Below are 18,270 nucleotides of genomic sequence, written 5' to 3' on the forward strand. Positions count from 1 at the left end.
TCGCTGTCTATGTCGGCCCAATAACCGCAGACGATGGCCTTCGCCTATTTCTTAATAGACGTCGATGGCGCTACCCCTGGCAAACGCTTAGAAGCCCATACCTGGAGGTATGAGCTGCTCTCAGGGGTGGGGCAATCGCACGAGGCTGAGACTAGAAGCGACGACGTAACAACGACAGTTGCAGAAGCGTTCTCGATGGACGCCTGCTAAACATTTATTCGTTGAATGCTTTCCTGCTTGCTGGGGAACGGGTGCGCTTGTGCCTGATTTTCCTCGGCGGTGGGCATGGTCGAGTGTTTCTTTTCTTCACTCCGCGCGATGCATTGGATTTGCCACGGCAGGCCTGCGCGCCTGCTGCACAAAGGCAGCGGGACTCGTACATATGCTCACTCAGTTCGTTCGCCGTCGCGTATGCGACGCACCGCGGTATGCCTATGCGCGCCGCTGGATTTATGCATTCATCGCTTTGCTGCTGCTCGGCTTCGGTACATCTGCCGCGGCGAGCAACACCTGTCGCATGGCCGACCCCAACTCCAAGGGGCAGCATGTCGATGAGATCTGCTGGTTGCAGCTCGAAGGCGTTACGCTCAATGCAAACGGCTCGACGCTGCAGACATTTACGCTGCCCGATGGCTCCACCATGACTTTCACGGCGGTGGTCGGCAACGTCGGCAGCAGTGCTGGCCTGAGTGGTGTGCAGGCGCCGAGCTGGAGCGGCTCGCAGTTCAGCGGCGGCAGCGGCTACTACACGATTTACAAGCCGAACAAGGCTGTGCTCTATACGAACAGCGGCGCGCAGGGCAACGATACTTCGGTCACCCTGCAGGACATTCACCTGTTCAACCCCAACGGGGTGGAGGCCACCAATAGTTTTGAATTGGTGATGGCCGATGGCGAGAGCACCAACAACGGCGAGCTGCTCGATTTTGGTGTCGTCTCCGGTGGCAGTACCTTGCATCTGGTGGAGTGGCTTGGCGCCACTCAGCCTGGCAATAACCTTACCTATGGTGCGCCTGGCACGGGCTCTGTTCCCGCTGCGCCCGCCTCTGCCTGCGCCGGCATGATCGACTGCCAGCGCCTGGTGGGTAAATCGGGTACCGCGAATGCGGCGGTGTTTTCCACCACCAAGACCGGCAGCCCGTTTACGGTCGTCGGCCAAGTGCATACCAATGGCGGCAGCTTGCAGGGCTTTGCCTTCGGTGTGCGCTGGGGTGGCGCGCGTTTGCGCAAAGCGTTGCCTGCGGGACGCATGGATCCATCGGATCAGGTGACTTATCGCGTCTTCAATGTCCAGAATCAGGAAATCATCAACACCAGCACGACCGGCGCAGTCAGCGGAAATTATCCGTTCATCAGCGGTCAGGCGGTGATGCCGGGCAATGTGCTCACCTTTAAAGAAGAGATGGCACCGGGCAGTAAATCCACGCTTGCCCAGTACGACAAAACCATCGCGTGCAGCAACGGTAACGTGGGCTCGACCACCGTGCTGCCGAACGGCACCTACGACCCCAACAGCTTGCCCACGATTGATCTGCAGCAGCTTGGCGATCATGTCGACTGCACGCTCAGCAATATTCCGCGCGTGGTCGATCTGAACCTGCTCAAGTCAGGCCCGGCTACCGTGCTGGCCGGCCAGCCGCTCAGCTACACCTTGACCATTCGCAACAACGGCACCTACACCGCCACAGGCCCGACTTTCTCCGACACGTTACCTGTCGGCATCACTGGCGTTACTGCTGCCGGCGTTACCTGCGGGAGTGCTACGGGTGGCGCGGTATGTGGATCGGGTGTCACGGTGACCGGCAGCGACAGTGTCGGTTATACGGTGACCGGCGCCGTGCAGAGCTTGCCGGGCAGCGGCAGCGTGGTCATTACGATCAATGCGACCGCACCGACGACCATCAGCGGCATCATTACCAACACAGCCTCTGTGCAACTTGCCGCTACCGACACTACGGTTGGCGAGCCGGCGAGCAAGCTGGCCGATAACACCTCGTCCTGGCAAACCACCGTGCAAAGCACGCCGTCGCTGACGGTGAGCAAGACGGCTAACCTGGCCGATACCAACGGCAACGGCAAAGCGGATGTCGGCGAGGTCATTACCTATGCCATTACCGCCACCAACAACGGCAACGTCACGCTCAATGGCCTTACCGTATCCGATCCGATGGCGGGTGCCACTACGCTGATTTGCGCGCCGGTTTCGATCGATCCCGGCAAAAGCGCTAATTGCGGCAGCTTCACTTATACCGTTACGCAAGCCGACGTGGATGCCGGCAATCCGATTCATAACGTCGCCACGGTCAGCGGTACGTCACCAGGCGGCGGCACCGCCACCTCGACCGGCACCACCGATACGCCCATCGGCACACCGGCGATCAGCGCCAATAACGATACCTATCCCGGCGTGAGCGGTGCGACCGGCGGCAGCACCGGCAATGTCGTCGCCAACGATATATTGGGCACGGTCACCGGCCCGGCCATCGGCGCGGCCAAAGGCAACGTCACTCTGAATTGGGGCAGTCCTGCTTCGTCGCCGGCTGCGGGCGGCCTCACGCTCAATGCCGACGGCACCATCACCGTGAAGCCGGGTACTACGGCGGGCACCTATAAAGTGCCTTACACGATTTGCGATGCTATTCGGCCCGCCGATTGCGCGACCGCGACCGCCACCATAACGGTTACGCCTGGCCCGATTGCGGCAACCAACGATAACTACTCCGGTATCGACGGCGGCGCGGGCAATGCCAACGCCGGCAACGTACTGGGCAACGACACGCTCAACGGGGCAGCGGCGACGCCGGGCACAGTCACCACGACGGTCACCGCGCCGGCCAGCAACCCGAATGTGAGCTTGAACACCGCGACCGGAGAAGTATCGGTAGCGCCGGGTACACCAGCGGGTACTTACACCATCGGTTATCAGATCTGCGACAAGATCAATCCGGCCAATTGTGCGTCGGCTACCGCGACGGTCACCGTGATCGCGGGCAAGATCATCGCGGGTAACGATAACTACAGTGGCATCGACGGCGGTGCGGGCAACCCCGGCGCCGGTAACGTGCTGAGCAACGACACCCTCAACGGTGCGCCGGCCACGCCGGGCACGGTTACCGTCAGTGTCATCACACCGGCCAGCAACCCGAACGTGAGCCTGAATCCGAGTACCGGCGATGTGTCGGTGGCGCCGGGTACGCCAGCAGGCAGCTACACCATCGGCTATCAGATTTGCGAAAAGCTCAACCCAGGCAACTGCACGACAGCCACCGTCACCGTTACGGTAGTGGCGGGAAAAATCGTTGCCAGCAACGACAACTACACCGGTATCAACGGCAGCGTGGGCAATGCCAATGCGGGCAACGTGCTTGGCAATGACACGCTCAACGGCGCGCCGGCCACGCCCGGCACGGTAATCACCACGGTTACCGCGCCGGCCAGCAATCCAAATGTGAGCTTGAACCCGTCCACCGGTCAGGTTTCGGTGGCGCCGGGCACACCGGCCGGCACCTACACCATCGGTTATCAGATTTGCGAAAAGCTTAATCCGGCCAATTGCGCCAGCGCGATCGCGACAGTTACAACCGTGGTCGGCGCCATTACCGCGGGCAGCGACAACTACAGCGGTATCGATGGCGGTACCGGCAATGCCAATGCCGGCAACGTGCTTGGCAACGACACGCTCAACGGCGCGCCGGCCACACCCGCCACGGTGACGCTGACGGTGACCACGCCGGCCAGCAACCCGAATGTGAGCTTGAACCCGGCCACGGGCCAGGTCTCCATTGCGCCGGGTACGCCAGCGGGTACCTACACCATCGGTTATCAGATCTGCGAAAAGCTCAATCCGGGCAACTGCGCGACCACCACTGTTACGGTGATCGTCGATGCGGGCAAGATCGTCGCCGGCAACGACCATTACACCGGTATCGACGGTAGCGCAGGCAATGCCGGCGTCGGCAACGTGCTGAGCAACGATACGCTCAACGGTGCGCCGGCGACGCCGAGTACGGTCACAACAACGATCACCGCACCGGCCAGTAACCCGAATGTGAGCTTGAACCCGGCGACAGGCGAAGTCTCCGTAGCTCCCAATACGCCAGCGGGTACTTACACCATCGGTTATCAGATTTGCGAAAAGCTCAACCCTGCCAACTGCACTACGGCGGTGGCGACTACGACGGTGGTCGCCGGCAAGATCATTGCGACCAACGACAACTACAGCGCCATCGATGGCGGTGCGGGCAACCCGAATGTCGGCAATGCGCTGGACAACGACACGCTCAATGGCGTGAAAGTGACTCCAGCCACGGTAACCGCCACGGTGACCATGCCGGCGAGCAATCCAAACGTAAGCATGAATCCGGCGACCGGTCAGGTCTCGGTGGCTCCCGGTACGCCAGCGGGTAGCTACACCATCGGCTATCAGATCTGCGAAAAGCTCAACCCGAGCAACTGCGCGAGCGCCACCATCACGGTCGTCGTGGCCGCAAGCAAGATCGCCGCCGGCAACGACAACTATCCCGGTATCGATGGCGGTGCGGGCAATCCCAGCGTCGGTAATGTATTGGGCAACGACACCCTCAACGGTGCGCCGGCTACGCCGAGTACCGTGACGATGACAGTCACCACGCCGTCCGCTAATCCGAATGTGAGCTTGAACCCGGCAACGGGCCAAGTCTCGGTAGCGGCGGGGACGCCGGCAGGCACGTACACCATCGGCTACGAGATTTGCGAAAAGCTCAACCCGAGCAATTGCGCCACAGCAGTCACCACGGTCACGGTGGTCGCAGGCAAGATCGTTGCCGGCAATGACAACTACAGCGGTATCGACGGCGGTGCGGGCAACCCTAATGTCGGCAATGCGCTGGATAACGACACGCTCAATGGCGTGAAGGTGACACCGGCTACGGTGACCATCGCCGTGACCACGCCGGCCAGCAATCCGAACGTGAGCCTGAACCCGGCGACGGGCCAGGTCTCGGTGGCAGCGGGTACGCCGGCGGGCAGCTACACCATCGGCTATCAGATCTGCGACAAGCTCAATCCGAGTAATTGCGCCAACGCCAGCATTACTGTCGTGGTCACATCACTGCCACTGCAGGCGGTGCCCGACGACTATCAGCAGACCCCGATCAATGCCGCAACAGGTGGTTCGCCGGGCAGCGTGCTCGGCAACGACACCGCGGGCGGCAAGACCATCACTGATCCCCACAGCGTGACTATTAGCGTGGTCAGCCGTGGCGGACTCACCGGCGTGACGATCAACCCCGACGGCACCATCGTCGTACCTGCAGGCACACCGACGGGCAATTACACGTTGTCGTATCGCATCTGCGATGCGCTGGACCCCAGCAACTGCAGCACCGCGCAAATCAAGCTCGCGGTGAGCGATGCCCAACTGCTGCGCCTGACCAAGCAGGCGACGCCGCAGACAGTAAAAGTCGGCGATGTGGTGCGCTACACCTTGACGGTCGAAAACGTGGGCCAGGCCGCTGTTCACGGTGCGGTACTCGCCGACACGCCACCTGCTGGTTTCACGCTCGTCGCCAACTCACTGACGGTGAGCGACAGCGATGGCAAGAGCCAGCTCGCCGGCACCAGTCCGGTTCGTGTTGAAAACATCGGCGTAGGCGCAGGCAAGCGTGCCACCGTGGTCTACCTGTTGCGTGTCGGGCCGGGCGCGTCCGCGCGCGGTACTTACGTCAATACGGCGCAGATGCTGCTTAACGGCGTAAAGACCAGCAATGTCGCGCAGGCGTCGGTGCAGCGCAGTGCCGATCCGCTGTTCGAAGACAGCCGTGTATTCGGCACCGTGTTCGACGATCGCAATGGCGATGGCTGGCAAGCGAGCGCTACTGCGGGCCATCTACATGTGCAAGGCGGTTTCAGTGCGGCGGCCTATGTTGCCGGTTCCACGACGGTAGACAAAGGCACCGGGCCAAAGCCCGAAGCGGATGCCAGTGCGCCGATGTTGCATGGCATCGCACTGGGCGATCTGGCTGGCCGCCTCACCGTGGCGCAGCCGCAGAACTCGCATCGCATTGTGGTTTCGCAACTGCTGCACCAGGCGGATTTCACCGACGATTTTGTATTGACCAGCAGCGAAGGCACCACCTTGCGCATGCGCGCCGACGGCAACGTCACAACCACTCTTAGCGGCGATGCGGCCAAAGGCATGTCGGCGCAGGCGTTGACCGTGGAGCGGCATGTGTCACCGGCCGAAGACGGCCATGTTCGTGTGGATTACGTGATCGTCAATCAAGGTGTCGACGAGCGCGGTATTCCCGGCGTGCGCATCGGCACGGTCGAGGGGCTGGTGATGGAAAGCGATGCTTACGGTCGTTTCCATCTTGAAGGCATCGATGTGCCGAACATGGCGCGCGGCCGTAACTTCATCATGAAGGTCGACCCTGCCACCTTGCCGCCTAACATCACCTTCACCACGCCCAACCCGCTGGTCAAGCGCATTACGCAAGGTCTGCCCGCACGCTTCGACTTCGGGGTGAAATTGCCGGAACAAGTCATTCAGGGGGACGCCCGCCAAGTCGAGATGGAACTGGGCGAAGTGGTGTTCGAGCCAGGCAGTGCGCGTATGGCGTCGGCCTATCAGGACGTTATTAAGCGCATGGCGCAGACGCTGGTCGAACACGGCGGTGGGGATGTCAGCATTCTTGGCCAGGCCAGCGATAAGGATCTTGCCCTGGCGCGTGCCACTGCATTGCGCGACGCCTTGTTGGATATGGCGCCGGCAACGATACGGGCGCAAATTCACGTAGTGCTGCACGAGCAGCAACAGCCGTTGGCATCGGTATCCGATGACAGCGTGACCCTGGGCTCGGTGCTGTTCGATACCGGCAGCGCCAAGATCAAGCCGGCATACGCGGGTCTGTTGGATCGATTGGCCAAGCTGATCGCCGCGCACCCTGAGCACACTCGTATCTACCTGACCGGCTATGCCGATCGCCGTGCCAGTACCGCCTATAACGAAGCGCTGGGTTTGCAACGTGCGCGTGCGGTTTACGACGCCATCGTCGCGCGGTTGGATGCCACGCAACGCACACACGTGCGTGTCGAAATAGAGCCAACCGATGCGGAGCATGCCGCCACCCAAGTATCCGCCGGACAGGAGGGCACGCCATGAACGCTGTGCACTCTTCTCGTTACCTCAAGGCCAACAACAAGCCTATGCGTATCCGTCGCTTGGACGCCGCCATCGTCGCGATTCTGCTGGTGGGCGTTTACACACCCGCGCTCGCGCAGTCGTCAACAACGTCAACCACAGCGGCCCAGCCGGTATGCGATGCACAACAGTGCAGCCAGGACGGCCAGGTTGTTGTGCGCATCCGCAGTCTCGGCACAACCATGCCGGTGACCGACAGCGCCGCGACAACCGACGCCGCTTTGGCGCCTGATCGTCGCGTGACGGTGACTGCGCCAGTGGCCGAGCCCGGCAAGGCGCTGGCGCGCGCGCGTTTCAATATCGATCTGCCCAACGGCGGACTGATCTGGGCTACCGAAGATCCAACGCTGACCACACCGGTGCTCAATATTCAGAGCAGCTCGATGGCGGCATTCGAGGACGGTCGTATCGTCGAACCGGTGCGCTTCCAGATTTACAGCAACTACGATGCCTTCATCCAGCAGATGAGGGTGAGCGTTTACAAGGCCAGCGACACCGACCTGGTGACCCCGCTGGCACAGATCGACGTCAAGCCGGGTGCCGTTATCAATGCGGCTTGGGATGGACAGTTGCCGGCCGGCGTGCAGCTACATCAAGGCGATCAGCTTCGCTATGTGTTGCGTGCCTGGAGTAGCGACGGCAGCCTTGACGAAACCTATTCGCGCACGCTGCAACTCGTGCGGCCGATAGACCGCCAGCGCGGGCTTGACCAGATGCATCAAAGCGCAAGCACAACCTTGCGCGGCTTGAGCAGCAGTCAGCTCGAAGATCGCCAGTTGCTCGACAGTACGTTCGGCACCAACGCCTTGCGTCAGCAGAACATCACCATCCGCGGTTCGCGCGTGCGCATTTTCGGGCAGAACGTGCCGGACGGCTATGGCGTGAATATCGGCGGCCAGACCGTGCCGATCGACCAGCAGCGCAAGTTCGTCGCCGAGTATCTGCTGCCCAGCGGCCTGCATACGCTGGATGTGAATCTGCAAGGTCCGGCCGGCGCCAAGATGGATTATCCGCTGGCGGTCAACGTCCGCGACAACTATCTGTTCGCCGTGGCCATCGCCGATGTCACTGCATCCAAAAGTTCGGTCAGCGGTGCTGGCGCTTCGTCGCTTACGGTCGATTCGCGTTACAAGGATGGTTTCCTCGATGAAGGGCGTCTGGCCTTCTATATGAAAGGAAAGCTGGATGGCCGCTATCTGCTGACGGCCCAGGCCGATACCACCGAGCGGAGCACCGGTAGCTTGTTCGACGGCTTCTTCAAAGCCGACCCGCGCGACGTATTCCGCCGCCTGGACCCGAACATGTATTACCCGGTGTATGGCGACGATTCGACCACGTATCGCGATATCGATACGCAGGGCAAGCTTTATGCCCGACTGGACTGGGACAAGAGCCAGGCGCTGTGGGGCAATTACCAGACCGGCTTTACCGGCACGCAATACGGCCAGTACGTACGCAGTCTGTACGGCGCCGCCGTGGACTGGCGTAGTCGCGCCAGCACGCCGCTGGGCGATCCCAATACGCTGGTGAAGGCGTTTGCCTCGCAAGCGCAGACGGTACTCGGGCATAGCGAGTTTCTCGGCACCGGCGGCAGCCTCTATTACCTGCGGCATACCGACCTGCTGCCGGGTTCGGACCAGATCGTGCTTGAAGTGCGCGACCCGACGACGGGTAGTGTGGTTACTCGGGTCAATCTGGTGCGCGGCGCCGATTATCAGATCAATGAGATGCAGGGGCGCATCTTGTTGACGCGACCGCTGGCGCAGATTTCGCGCGACAACGTGAGCAGCCTGATTCGCGATCGTCCTTTGAGCGGCTTTGAAAACCACTTGTTGGCCGACTACGAATACGTACCCAGTGGCTTCGACAGCAATGATGTCGCGGCAGGCTTGCGTGCAAAACATTGGTTTGGCGAGCACGTTGCCGTGGGCGGTACCTATGTCGACGAAGGGCGGGCCGGTGACGACTACACGCTCAAGGGCGCTGACGTGACCTTGCAAGCCGGTCGCGGCACGTATCTGAAGGTCGAGCATTCCCACAGCAATCAGGCGGTAGCGCCGATCTTCTATTCCGATAACGGTGGCTTGAGTTTCTTCCGCACCAACGGCAATAGGCAGGGAGCGAGCAGCGGCAATGCAACGGCGGTCGATGCGCGAGCCAACTTCAAGGAGCTGGGCTGGACGGCGCAGGAATGGAACGCCGGCGGTTGGTGGCGCGATGTGACCGCCGGATACTCGGTGGCCCGTGCCGATCTCGGTCGGGCGATTCGCGAATACGGCGCCGAGTTCTCCGGCGAATTGCGCAGCGACCTGAAATTGTCCGGCCGTTACAGCAAGGCGGAGCAGGGTGCCGACGCGCTGGAACAGGGGCAATTGCAGCTCGACTGGCAGTTGGCCGAAAACTCGAATCTGATCGCCGAGTTGCGTCGCGTCACCGAGACGTATCAAACCCATAAGGGCACCGGCACGCTGGCAGCCTTGGGCTATACCCGCCGCCTTGGCAATTCGTTGGATGTCTACGGCACCGGGCAGGTGACCTTGGCCGACGATGGCGGCGCCTACCCCAAGAACAACGCCGCCACCGTGGGTGCGAAGTACCTGTTCGGCGATCTGTCCACTGTCGGTGCCGAAGTCACCGGCGGCGATCGTGGCAATGCGGCTCAGGTCAATGGCGAGTACCGGCTGAATCAGGATCATTCGCTATATGGCGCCTACACCTACACGGTGGACTCAACCGCGCCCTACAACGACTCCGCCTTGCTGTCGCAGCAACCTGACGGCTTGACCATGGGTCAGCGCTGGCGGCTGTCCAACCAGGCCAATTTGTTCAACGAAAGCCAGTGGCTGAAGACGGGGCCGGCCACGGGTATCGGCCACACCTTCGGCATGGACTTCTATCCGTCCGTTGGGTGGACCGCGGGCTTCACCCTGCAGGATGGCAAGCTCGATGCGATCGGTGGTGGTCGGGTCAACCGTCACGCCGGCAGCATCAGCGGTGGCTTGACCACACCTGATACCAATTGGTCGAGCAAACTTGAGTACCGTCGCGATGAAGGTGCCGAGCAGCGCAAGCAGTGGGTGACTACGCACAATTTCAGCTACAAGATTGACGAATCCTGGCGGGTGGCAGCGCGCGTCAATTGGTCAACCACGCGAGACGATATCGATCCGGCCAATAACGCGCGCTTCGTGGAGTCCAATATCGGCTTCTCCTGGCGTCCGTGGAACAGCGTGCGCTGGACCGTGCTAGGCAAATACACCTACCTCTACGACTTGTCGTCGCCGGGGCAGGTGGAGTCCGACTCGCTCTACGATCAACGTTCTACCGTCTACTCGCTCGAAGGCGTGTACCGCTTGAATACCGTGTGGGAGTTTTCCGCCAAGCTGGCCAGTCGCACCGGCGAAGCGCGGCTGGGCCGAGGCACCGGCGCATGGTTCGACAATCGAGCCACATTGGCCGGCGTGCAAGCGCGTCGTTATGTCTACGGCGGTCTCAGTGTGATGGGTGAGTACCGTGTATTGCACGCCGACGAGGGCGGCACGCGACACGGCTGGCTGACCAGCGTCGACTACGACATCGGTAAACATTTCCGCATGGGCGTCGGCTACAACATGACCGACTTCAGTGACGACATGACCAAGCTGGGCTACCGCTATCGCGGCTGGTTCGTTAATGCGGTGGGTTACTACTGATCGAGCCCTGCTGTGGCCGCACATGCAAAGCATCGTGCGGCCACAGCAGCTTTACCGATCATGGTCCGACCAGTGCTTCGGCCGCGAATACGCCCGAGAACACCGATGTCGCCACGCCGAATCCCGGATAGGTCGTCTGGCCCGCCAGGTACAAACCATCCACTGGCGTGGCGTGCGGAAACTGCTGGTCGGGGCGTGCTGCAGGTGACAGGCCATAGACCGAGCCGGCGAACAGATGCATGCGCTCGGCATAGTCTTTCGGGCTGCTGATGCGCTTGACCACAATCTCCAGCGGCTGGTGCCTGGCGAGTGCTGCGATGGCGGCTTCGGCGGCGGCTGTCTTGGCTTGTTCGGTCCATGCATCCAGCGGCAGGCGTTCGTCCACGGCGGTAAACATCTCGACAATGCTGCCGCCCGGCGGTGCCAGTTCGGGCATGGGCAAGGTCGGCACGGTGTAGTTGAACCATTCGATGCCGCCTGCCTGCGGCGCCAGCAGACGTTGTTGCTGATCCATCAATGGGATGTGGTTCACCGAGTGGGCCATCGGTTGTATGCGGTTGCGCAAGCCCAGTTGGATGCCAAGAGTGCGGTGAGACAGTGGCGCGCGTTGTACTCGGCGCTGCATGGCGCGGGGCACTTGGCTGGGGTCGAGCAGATGCGTGAAGGTGGTCATGCCGCCGACAGTCGAGATAACCGCATCGGCCGCGACGCTCTCGCCATTTTCGAGGATGAGCCCGCGGGTACGTCCGTCTTCGATGCGGATTTTCGCGACGGGCGTGCTGGTATGCACTTGGCCGCCGAGTTCGCGGAAGGTGGTGTGCAGCACGTCGCTGACTGCACCCATGCCGCTTTCGGGGAGGTGCAGGCCGTCTTGCAGCATCGAGATCAGCCCGACAATCAGAAACACCGGTGTGCGCTCGATGGGCAGGCCGGTGTAAAGCGTTACCGCGGCAAGGGCCGCGCGTGCTTCGGGGTCGCTGAAGTTCCGCTTCAGCTCGTCGGCGAGATTACCGCGGAGCTTGGGCAGATGACGCCATGCTTTGGCGATCACGCGGGGCAGCGACATCGGGTGAGTGAGCAGATCGTCGGTGAAGATCTTCAGCAGCGGATTCCATTTCTCGACACATCGCTCGATCTCGGCCTGCAGCTTTGCGGTGCGTGCATCGCCATCGTCGCCGTCGATTCGCACATGCTGCCGATCGCCGAGGGTAATCGAGGTGCCGCCGGGCAACTGCGATGCCTGCGGCGTGGCGATGCGGCGCAGTGGCAGTAGCGAGGCGCGATCAAGCTGCAGTCGCGCGAAGGCGTGATCGAGCAGGCGCGGAACGGCGATGAACATCGCGCCGTTGTTAAAGGTATAGCCGTCCACTTCGGTGGTAGAGCAACATCCGCCGAGCCTGTCGTTCGCCTCGAACAGGCTGGCCCGGATGCCTTTGCGGGCCAGATGGATGCCGGCCGCCAGACCAGATACGCCGCCGCCGATGATGGCGACATGGTTCGCTTTCATGCTGTGTCTCTAAGGGGGAGGGGAGGCTTATTTTTTGTCGTCGACTGCATCGCGCTGCATTAGAAAGGCGATCTTGCGATGCTTCGGCAACCGCTTGATTTCCCATTCGGCGCGCGATGCCGCTGCCCGGTCGGCATAGGGCTTGGCACCGATCAGCCGCAATGGCGGATGCGAGCGCGTATAGCGGGCGCCGCGGCCAGCGACATGGGCGTCATAGCGTGCATCGAGATGATTGGTGATGCCTGCATAGTACGAGCCGTCACGGCATTCGATCAGGTACAGGCACCACGGGCTATCGCTGACGGACAAAGCTGTTCTCACGCGAAACGGTGATGGGTCGAGTTATGGATTGCTGAAGTGTAGTCAGTTATCGGTCGATTGGGTTCAGTTGCCCGGCAGCGCGGCCTGGCCCTGCCTTCGTCAGGAGGCGAGGGCAAGGCCGCGTGCGAGTCAGTGGTTTCCGACGAAGTCGATCCTGGACAGCCCCTGCGCCTTGGCACTCGATAGCGCGCGTGCCACGACCTCGTAAGAGGCGCCATCGGCCGCGTCGACTTGCAGCGCAGGCTGTGCCTTTTGTAGCGCGGCAATCGCCAGTTGAGCGTTGAGCTCTATCTGGTTGACCGGCGTGTCGTTCCAGTACATCGAGCCGTCTGAACGTATGGCCAGGCGAACAGGCTCGGTCACGTCGGCTTTTGCTTCTTGGCTGAATTGCGGCAGGTCGACCTTCACCTTATGCGTTATCACCGGTGCGGTAATCATGAAGATGATGAGCAGTACGAGCAGCACGTCGACGAGCGGCGTGACATTGATGGTGGAAATGGCAGTGCTGGAAGCGCGCGTAGTGAAAGCCATGAATCTTCCTCCTGGACCAGCGTGGATGATGTGATGGGTTCAATGGCCCGGCGTGTTTCTGGGGAACCGGGGCGAGGCCAGCTTACTCTCGTTCAAATGCGATTTACTACAAGGGGCCGCCTCGCATTATCGTGGATGCGGGACGCTGACGATTTATGCCGCCGCCCGCCGCAATGCTTCCAAGTCGATCTTTTTCATTTGCATCATGGCGTTTGTAGCCTTGCGCGCTTTTTCAGGATCCGGGTCGGTCAATAGTTCGATCAGCAGCGAGGGCACGATTTGCCAGGACACGCCGAAGCGGTCTTTCAGCCAGCCGCATTGTTGTGCTTTCTCGTCGCCGCCTTGAGATAGCTTGGCCCAGTAATGGTCCACCTCGTCTTGCGAGTGGCAATGGACGACGAGCGAAAGGGCTTCGTTGAATTTGAAGATCGGGCCACCGTTCAATGCGGTGAGGTTTTGCCCGTCGAGCTCAAAGTCGACCGTCATCACTGCACCTGCGGATTTGCCGGTGGCTTTGGCGCTTTGATCGCTGTAGCGGGCAACCCTCAAGATCCTGGCGTTATCGAAAACCGAGATATAGAAATTGACGGCTTCTTCGGCTTGGTCGTCAAACCATAAGAAGGGGGTGATGCGCTGAAATTTGGCGTTCATCGGACTTTTCCTCATAGCGTCGCTTTCGCGGACAGTTGAACAGGGCTGCGAGTTATCCATGGTGGGTTTCTTTCGGCTTCCTTCAGTAGTTAGACGAACGAGGTTCGAAAAATCGACACGACCCGGATCGGCTGAGGATGATCGTGTGATCGCAAATATTGAATAGCAACGTGGCGTATCGGGCGGAGCGATGATGGACAACGTTGTCATTAGATGACTTGCTGTCGGCCATTCATCGGCTTGCCTGGTTGCTGCCTGGTGGCGATATCGGCGCTCGGCCATGCATCGTTCTCTAATGATTTCTTCGCCGCCTGATCGTAGAGATGAAGTCATGCGATTAATGCATTAGGTGCGTAAAAAATCACTTATTGATCTGCATATAGGTCGTGATTTTTATGTGATGATGCCGCGTTCCTGACCGTGCCGCAGGCAAATCGCCAGTGAGCATCACAGTTTGGAAATAGTCTTATAGACAACGTTGTCATCCAGGTCTAATACGGCACCGGCCTGCCCGATGGCAAGCGCTAGCGTGCAGGGATGCGACAAGACGGCTGTCCTTACATGTCGATCGACGGGCGGCTGTTGAATCGTCTTTGAAATCCACTTGTAACGATGTATCCAACCTGGAGACAGCCAATGTCTGTAAAGCGATTGGTTATACGGCCGCGCGTGGTTTTAAGTGCTTTGAGCAGTGCGGTGGGAACCGTTATATCGATGACGGCTTTTGCGGTGCTACCGGTACAAGCGCTACATGCGCAGACGCCCCCTAGCTGCGCCCCGGCCTGGAGTGCGGCGACGGTTTACACCGGCGGTAACACGGTCAGTGAAAACGGCGTGAATTACAAAGCCAATTGGTGGACGCAGGGCAATGACCCGGCCACCAACAACGGCGGTAGCGGTTCGGGTCAACCCTGGACCTCGCAAGGTGCATGCGGTGTCTCGCCGCCGCCCCCTCCGCCGCCCCCTCCGCCGCCACCGCCACCGCCACCCCCGCCGCCGCCGCCGGGAAGCTTGTTGCTCAGTCCCTACAAGGACGTCACCGTCAATATGAACTGGAATACGAATGTCATGCAGACGGCCGTGACCGGTTCGGCGATTCCGCTGGTCGGCAGTGGCAGCCTGGTTTCCAACTATGTACCCAAGCTGGGGGCGGTCACATTGGCTTTTGCTACCGGAGAGTGCGGCAGCGAGAACTGGGGCGGGGTGCCGCCGGCAAGCTTTGCCAGTGCCAACATTCAAGCGTTGGCTAATGCGGGCTTGAGCTATGTGGTTTCCACCGGTGGTGCAGCGGGCGCCTTCACCTGCTCGACGCCGGCAGGCATGAGCAAATTCATTTCGACCTATGCCTCGCCCTACATGCTGGGAGTGGACTTTGATATCGAGGGTGGCCAGTCGCAGTCCGATATCAACAATCTGGTATCCACGGCGGTTTACGCGCAGGGGTTGTATCCGAAGCTGCGCTTCTCCTTCACGCTGGCGACGCTGGGCTCATCGGACGGCACCTACGGTGGCGTGAACACGCTGGGCGATATGGTGGTGAGGGCGGTGAAGAGTTCGGGCCTGCAGAACTACACCATCAACCTGATGGTGATGGACTACGGCGCGGCCAGCCCAACGGTGTGCGTGGTGTCGAACGGCGTATGCAATATGGGCCAGACCGCCATTCAGGCAGTGCAGAATCTTGAGCACACCTATGGCATTCCAGCCAGCCGTATCGAGCTGACCCCGATGATCGGCATGAACGATTTATCCAGCGAGGTCTTCAGCCTCGCCGATGTCGACACCATGACCAGTTATGCGGTGAGCCAGGGCCTGGTCGGCCTGCATTTCTGGTCGCTCGATCGCGATACGCCCTGTAGCAACAGTTCGGCCTCCCCGACCTGTAACTCGGTCAGCAATAGCGCGGTGCTAGGGTATACCAACCGTTTTCTGCATGATCTAGGCCGTTAAAACGCGGGTGCTGGGCCTTGTTAAGACGCTGAGAGGAGGATCAGCGTAATATATGAGGCCACGTACACGACGACACAGTTGCAATCAGCACGCCCGCGAATGCGGGCGTGCTGATTCATATACTCCCGGAATTCATGAGAGCACCTAAGGATTTACAAGCCCTGATCGATGACGGTGTCATCGACGAAGTGATTCGACCGCTCAAGAGCGGCAAAGAAGCTTCGGTCTATGTCGTGCGATCCGGCGAGGATGTTCGTTGCGCCAAGGTCTACAAAGACATGGCCCAACGCAGCTTCCAGGCCCGCGTCCAATACCAGGAAGGGCGCAAGGTTCGCGGCAGCCGCCAAGCGCGTGCGATGGGTAAAAGCACCAACTTTGGCCGCAAAGAGCAGGAGATCGCCTGGAAAAACGCCGAGGTCGATGCGCTGTATCAATTGAAAGACGCCGGCGTGCGCGTGCCGCAGCCCTATGGCTATTTCAACGGCGTGCTTGTGATGGAGTTGATTACCGATGCCGAAGGGTTTTCCGCGCCGCGCCTGGGCGATGTGGATTTATCGCCCGAGCAGGCCCGCGACTATCACCGGTTCCTGATTCGCAATATCGTGCTGATGCTATGCAGCGGGCTTATTCACGGCGATCTCTCTGAATACAACGTGTTGGTCGCGGCGGATGGCCCGGTCATCATCGACTTTCCCCAGGTGGTCAATGCGGCAGGCAACAACGCCGCCCGCGCCATGCTGCAGCGTGACGTCAACAACATCACCACCACGCTGGCCCGTTTTGCGCCCGAGCTGGAAAGCACACGCTACGCCGAGGAAATGTGGGCGCTGCTCGAACAAAGCGAGCTACGTCCGGACAGCGCGCTTAGCGGGCTTTTCGTCGCCGATGAAACTCCCGCCGATGTCGACAGCGTCACGCTGGCCATCAACGAAGCGCGCGATGAAGCGATGCGCCGTCAGCGTGGGCGTGAAGAGGCGGAAAGCAACGCATAGGCGTTAGGACAATGGCTTGCGAAACTTGTAGATAAACTTATCGGTCTTGCCTTTGATCGATGGGTCGTAAATCGACAGCGAGTGTTTGTCCTCGGCGTTGCGCAAGACCTTGCTCTCACCAACGAATTCGAAGCCGGCCGCGGTTATTTCCGCCTTGACCGCAGCGGGATCGATCCGATGCAGGTCATCGGTTCTGGAGAGGCCGCTGCCCTCGGCGGCGGCATGGTCGAGCACCAGAAAGATGCCGCCGGGTTTCAAGGCGTCGAAGATTGATCGGTTGAAGCGCGCCATGTCCGGCGAACCCATAAACGGATCGTGCAAGTCGTGGTAGTTCTGAGATGTCCACACCATGTCGACCTGCTCGGGAATCGCGATGGCCGCGGCTGACTGAACCAGCACCGTCACATTCGGATAGGCAGGCGTGCCGGCAAAGGTTTTCAGGCTCTGCAGCCCCTTGGGTGCGGCCTTGTCCATCTCGGTGGGCTGCAACGCGTATACCGTGCCCGTGGTGCCGACGATCTTGCCGAAGATGCGGCTGTAGTACCCGGACCCCGGCATCAGATCTACCACTTTGTCCCCCGGTTTGATCCCTGCGAAGGCCAGTACTTCGTCCGGCTTGCGCTTGGCATCCTGCGCCTTGTCGTCGGGCGGCCGGGCGGAGTCGGTGACGGCTGAAGCGATATAGGTCGGCACTCCCGAGGCGGATTTCGCCGGCACGTTGGTCCATGCAACGAGAGCAACAGCAACGATCAACAAGCTACGGAATTTCATGGGCTGGCCTCATAGGGATGTTTCGATCTATCAGCGTTGGGGGTAGTTCAGTGTGCTTTGCCGGGCTCGTCCTTCACGCGCGTATCCGTCGCAATCCAATTCTCTTCCCAAGTCTTGCCGCCATCGGTGGAGTACGACCAGACGGAACGGCACGAATCGGGAGTGATATCCGACCAGACATTGCGAACCAGAATGGCTCGGCCGTTGAACGTGTCTTGATTGATAAATTCGCCGCGTCCATTTTTGAACTCGCCGAACATCGGCACGCCCAGGGTGCCGTCGTTGCTGCGGGCAAAATGGAGGGTCCATTGGCCGGATTGCGGGTTGTAAGTGCGCAGTGACAGTGCTTCGATATGACCGCCGGGGCCATCGATCTCCAGCTCGCCGATATTGGCGCGACCATCCCACACCTTTCGCACGATGTGAGTGCCCTCGTAGTCGACCCAGGTGGTGGAGCCGGTCAAGGGGTGTTGCAGACGGGATATGTGGGTTTTCCAGGTGCCGATGTTGAAATCGAAATCGTGCTGGCCGTCACGTGCCGCCGGGGCCTGTTGAGGGCTTGATGCCGATGCGTTCGAGGTTTCCTCGGCGAAACCCGCAAGCGGGTACAAGCCGGCAGCCAGCAGGCACAGCAGGAGATAAGTCCGAATAGGCTTGAGTGCGTTCATTTCATCT

10 protein-coding genes are annotated in these 18,270 nt (G+C 60.6%); 4 read left to right on the forward strand and 6 right to left on the reverse strand.

The window, feature by feature from the left end; genetic code table 11:
• Positions 1-382 precede the first annotated feature (382 nt).
• Complete coding sequence (locus DVJ77_RS11440; RefSeq protein WP_114845624.1) at positions 383-7,141, forward strand: DUF7507 domain-containing protein; 6,759 nt, start codon at positions 383-385, stop codon at positions 7,139-7,141.
• A complete protein-coding gene (locus DVJ77_RS11445) occupies positions 7,138-10,872 on the forward strand; it encodes a hypothetical protein (protein WP_114845625.1) in 3,735 nt (1,244 codons plus the stop codon). The genes DVJ77_RS11440 and DVJ77_RS11445 overlap by 4 nt, the downstream gene beginning before the upstream one ends.
• 58 nt (positions 10,873-10,930) lie before the next feature.
• On the opposite strand, the gene DVJ77_RS11450 is transcribed toward DVJ77_RS11445, so the two are convergent.
• The 4 genes from DVJ77_RS11450 to DVJ77_RS11465 form a co-directional block, all read right to left on the reverse strand.
• Positions 10,931-12,379, reverse strand: a complete 1,449-nt coding sequence (locus DVJ77_RS11450; protein WP_114845626.1) for a phytoene desaturase family protein — start codon at positions 12,377-12,379, stop codon at positions 10,931-10,933.
• Between the two features lie 27 nt (positions 12,380-12,406).
• Entirely contained in the window at positions 12,407-12,688 is a 282-nt protein-coding gene (locus tag DVJ77_RS11455; protein WP_114845627.1) for a GIY-YIG nuclease family protein, read from the reverse strand.
• Between the two features lie 141 nt (positions 12,689-12,829).
• The gene (locus DVJ77_RS11460) at positions 12,830-13,231 is read right to left on the reverse strand and encodes an ExbD/TolR family protein (protein ID WP_114845628.1); all 402 of its coding nucleotides are present in this window, start codon (positions 13,229-13,231) and stop codon (positions 12,830-12,832) included.
• Positions 13,232-13,384: 153 nt separating this feature from the next.
• Complete coding sequence (locus DVJ77_RS11465; RefSeq protein ID WP_225427955.1) at positions 13,385-13,942, reverse strand: VOC family protein; 558 nt, start codon at positions 13,940-13,942, stop codon at positions 13,385-13,387.
• A gap of 654 nt (positions 13,943-14,596) precedes the next feature.
• On the opposite strand from DVJ77_RS11465, the gene DVJ77_RS11470 reads away from it, so the two are divergent.
• Complete coding sequence (locus tag DVJ77_RS11470) at positions 14,597-15,832, forward strand: carbohydrate-binding protein (RefSeq protein WP_225427956.1); 1,236 nt, start codon at positions 14,597-14,599, stop codon at positions 15,830-15,832.
• 134 nt (positions 15,833-15,966) lie between these two features.
• Entirely contained in the window at positions 15,967-16,824 is an 858-nt protein-coding gene (locus DVJ77_RS11475) for a PA4780 family RIO1-like protein kinase (protein ID WP_114845631.1), read from the forward strand.
• A gap of 3 nt (positions 16,825-16,827) precedes the next feature.
• Here the strand turns inward: DVJ77_RS11475 and DVJ77_RS11480 are convergent, their stop codons facing one another.
• The gene (locus tag DVJ77_RS11480; protein ID WP_225427957.1) at positions 16,828-17,580 is read right to left on the reverse strand and encodes a class I SAM-dependent methyltransferase; all 753 of its coding nucleotides are present in this window, start codon (positions 17,578-17,580) and stop codon (positions 16,828-16,830) included.
• 62 nt (positions 17,581-17,642) lie between these two features.
• Positions 17,643-18,263, reverse strand: coding sequence for a hypothetical protein (locus tag DVJ77_RS11485; protein WP_114845633.1), 621 nt, complete (start codon positions 18,261-18,263; stop codon positions 17,643-17,645).
• Positions 18,264-18,270 lie beyond the last annotated feature (7 nt).

It is taken from the genome of Dyella tabacisoli, from assembly GCF_003350925.1.
Lineage (GTDB): Bacteria > Pseudomonadota > Gammaproteobacteria > Xanthomonadales > Rhodanobacteraceae > Dyella_C > Dyella_C tabacisoli.

What these genes read in the sequence shown, in the direction of transcription:
- DVJ77_RS11440 (WP_114845624.1), top strand. Translation starts at nt 383, where the DNA reads ATGCTCACTCAGTTCGTTCGCCGTCGCGTATGCGACGCACCGCGGTAT.
- DVJ77_RS11445 (WP_114845625.1), top strand. Translation starts at nt 7,138, where the DNA reads ATGAACGCTGTGCACTCTTCTCGTTACCTCAAGGCCAACAACAAGCCT.
- DVJ77_RS11450 (WP_114845626.1), bottom strand. Translation starts at nt 12,379, where the DNA reads ATGAAAGCGAACCATGTCGCCATCATCGGCGGCGGCGTATCTGGTCTG.
- DVJ77_RS11460 (WP_114845628.1), bottom strand. Translation starts at nt 13,231, where the DNA reads ATGGCTTTCACTACGCGCGCTTCCAGCACTGCCATTTCCACCATCAAT.
- DVJ77_RS11465 (WP_225427955.1), bottom strand. Translation starts at nt 13,942, where the DNA reads ATGGATAACTCGCAGCCCTGTTCAACTGTCCGCGAAAGCGACGCTATG.
- DVJ77_RS11470 (WP_225427956.1), top strand. Translation starts at nt 14,597, where the DNA reads ATGACGGCTTTTGCGGTGCTACCGGTACAAGCGCTACATGCGCAGACG.
- DVJ77_RS11475 (WP_114845631.1), top strand. Translation starts at nt 15,967, where the DNA reads ATGAGAGCACCTAAGGATTTACAAGCCCTGATCGATGACGGTGTCATC.
- DVJ77_RS11485 (WP_114845633.1), bottom strand. Translation starts at nt 18,263, where the DNA reads ATGAACGCACTCAAGCCTATTCGGACTTATCTCCTGCTGTGCCTGCTG.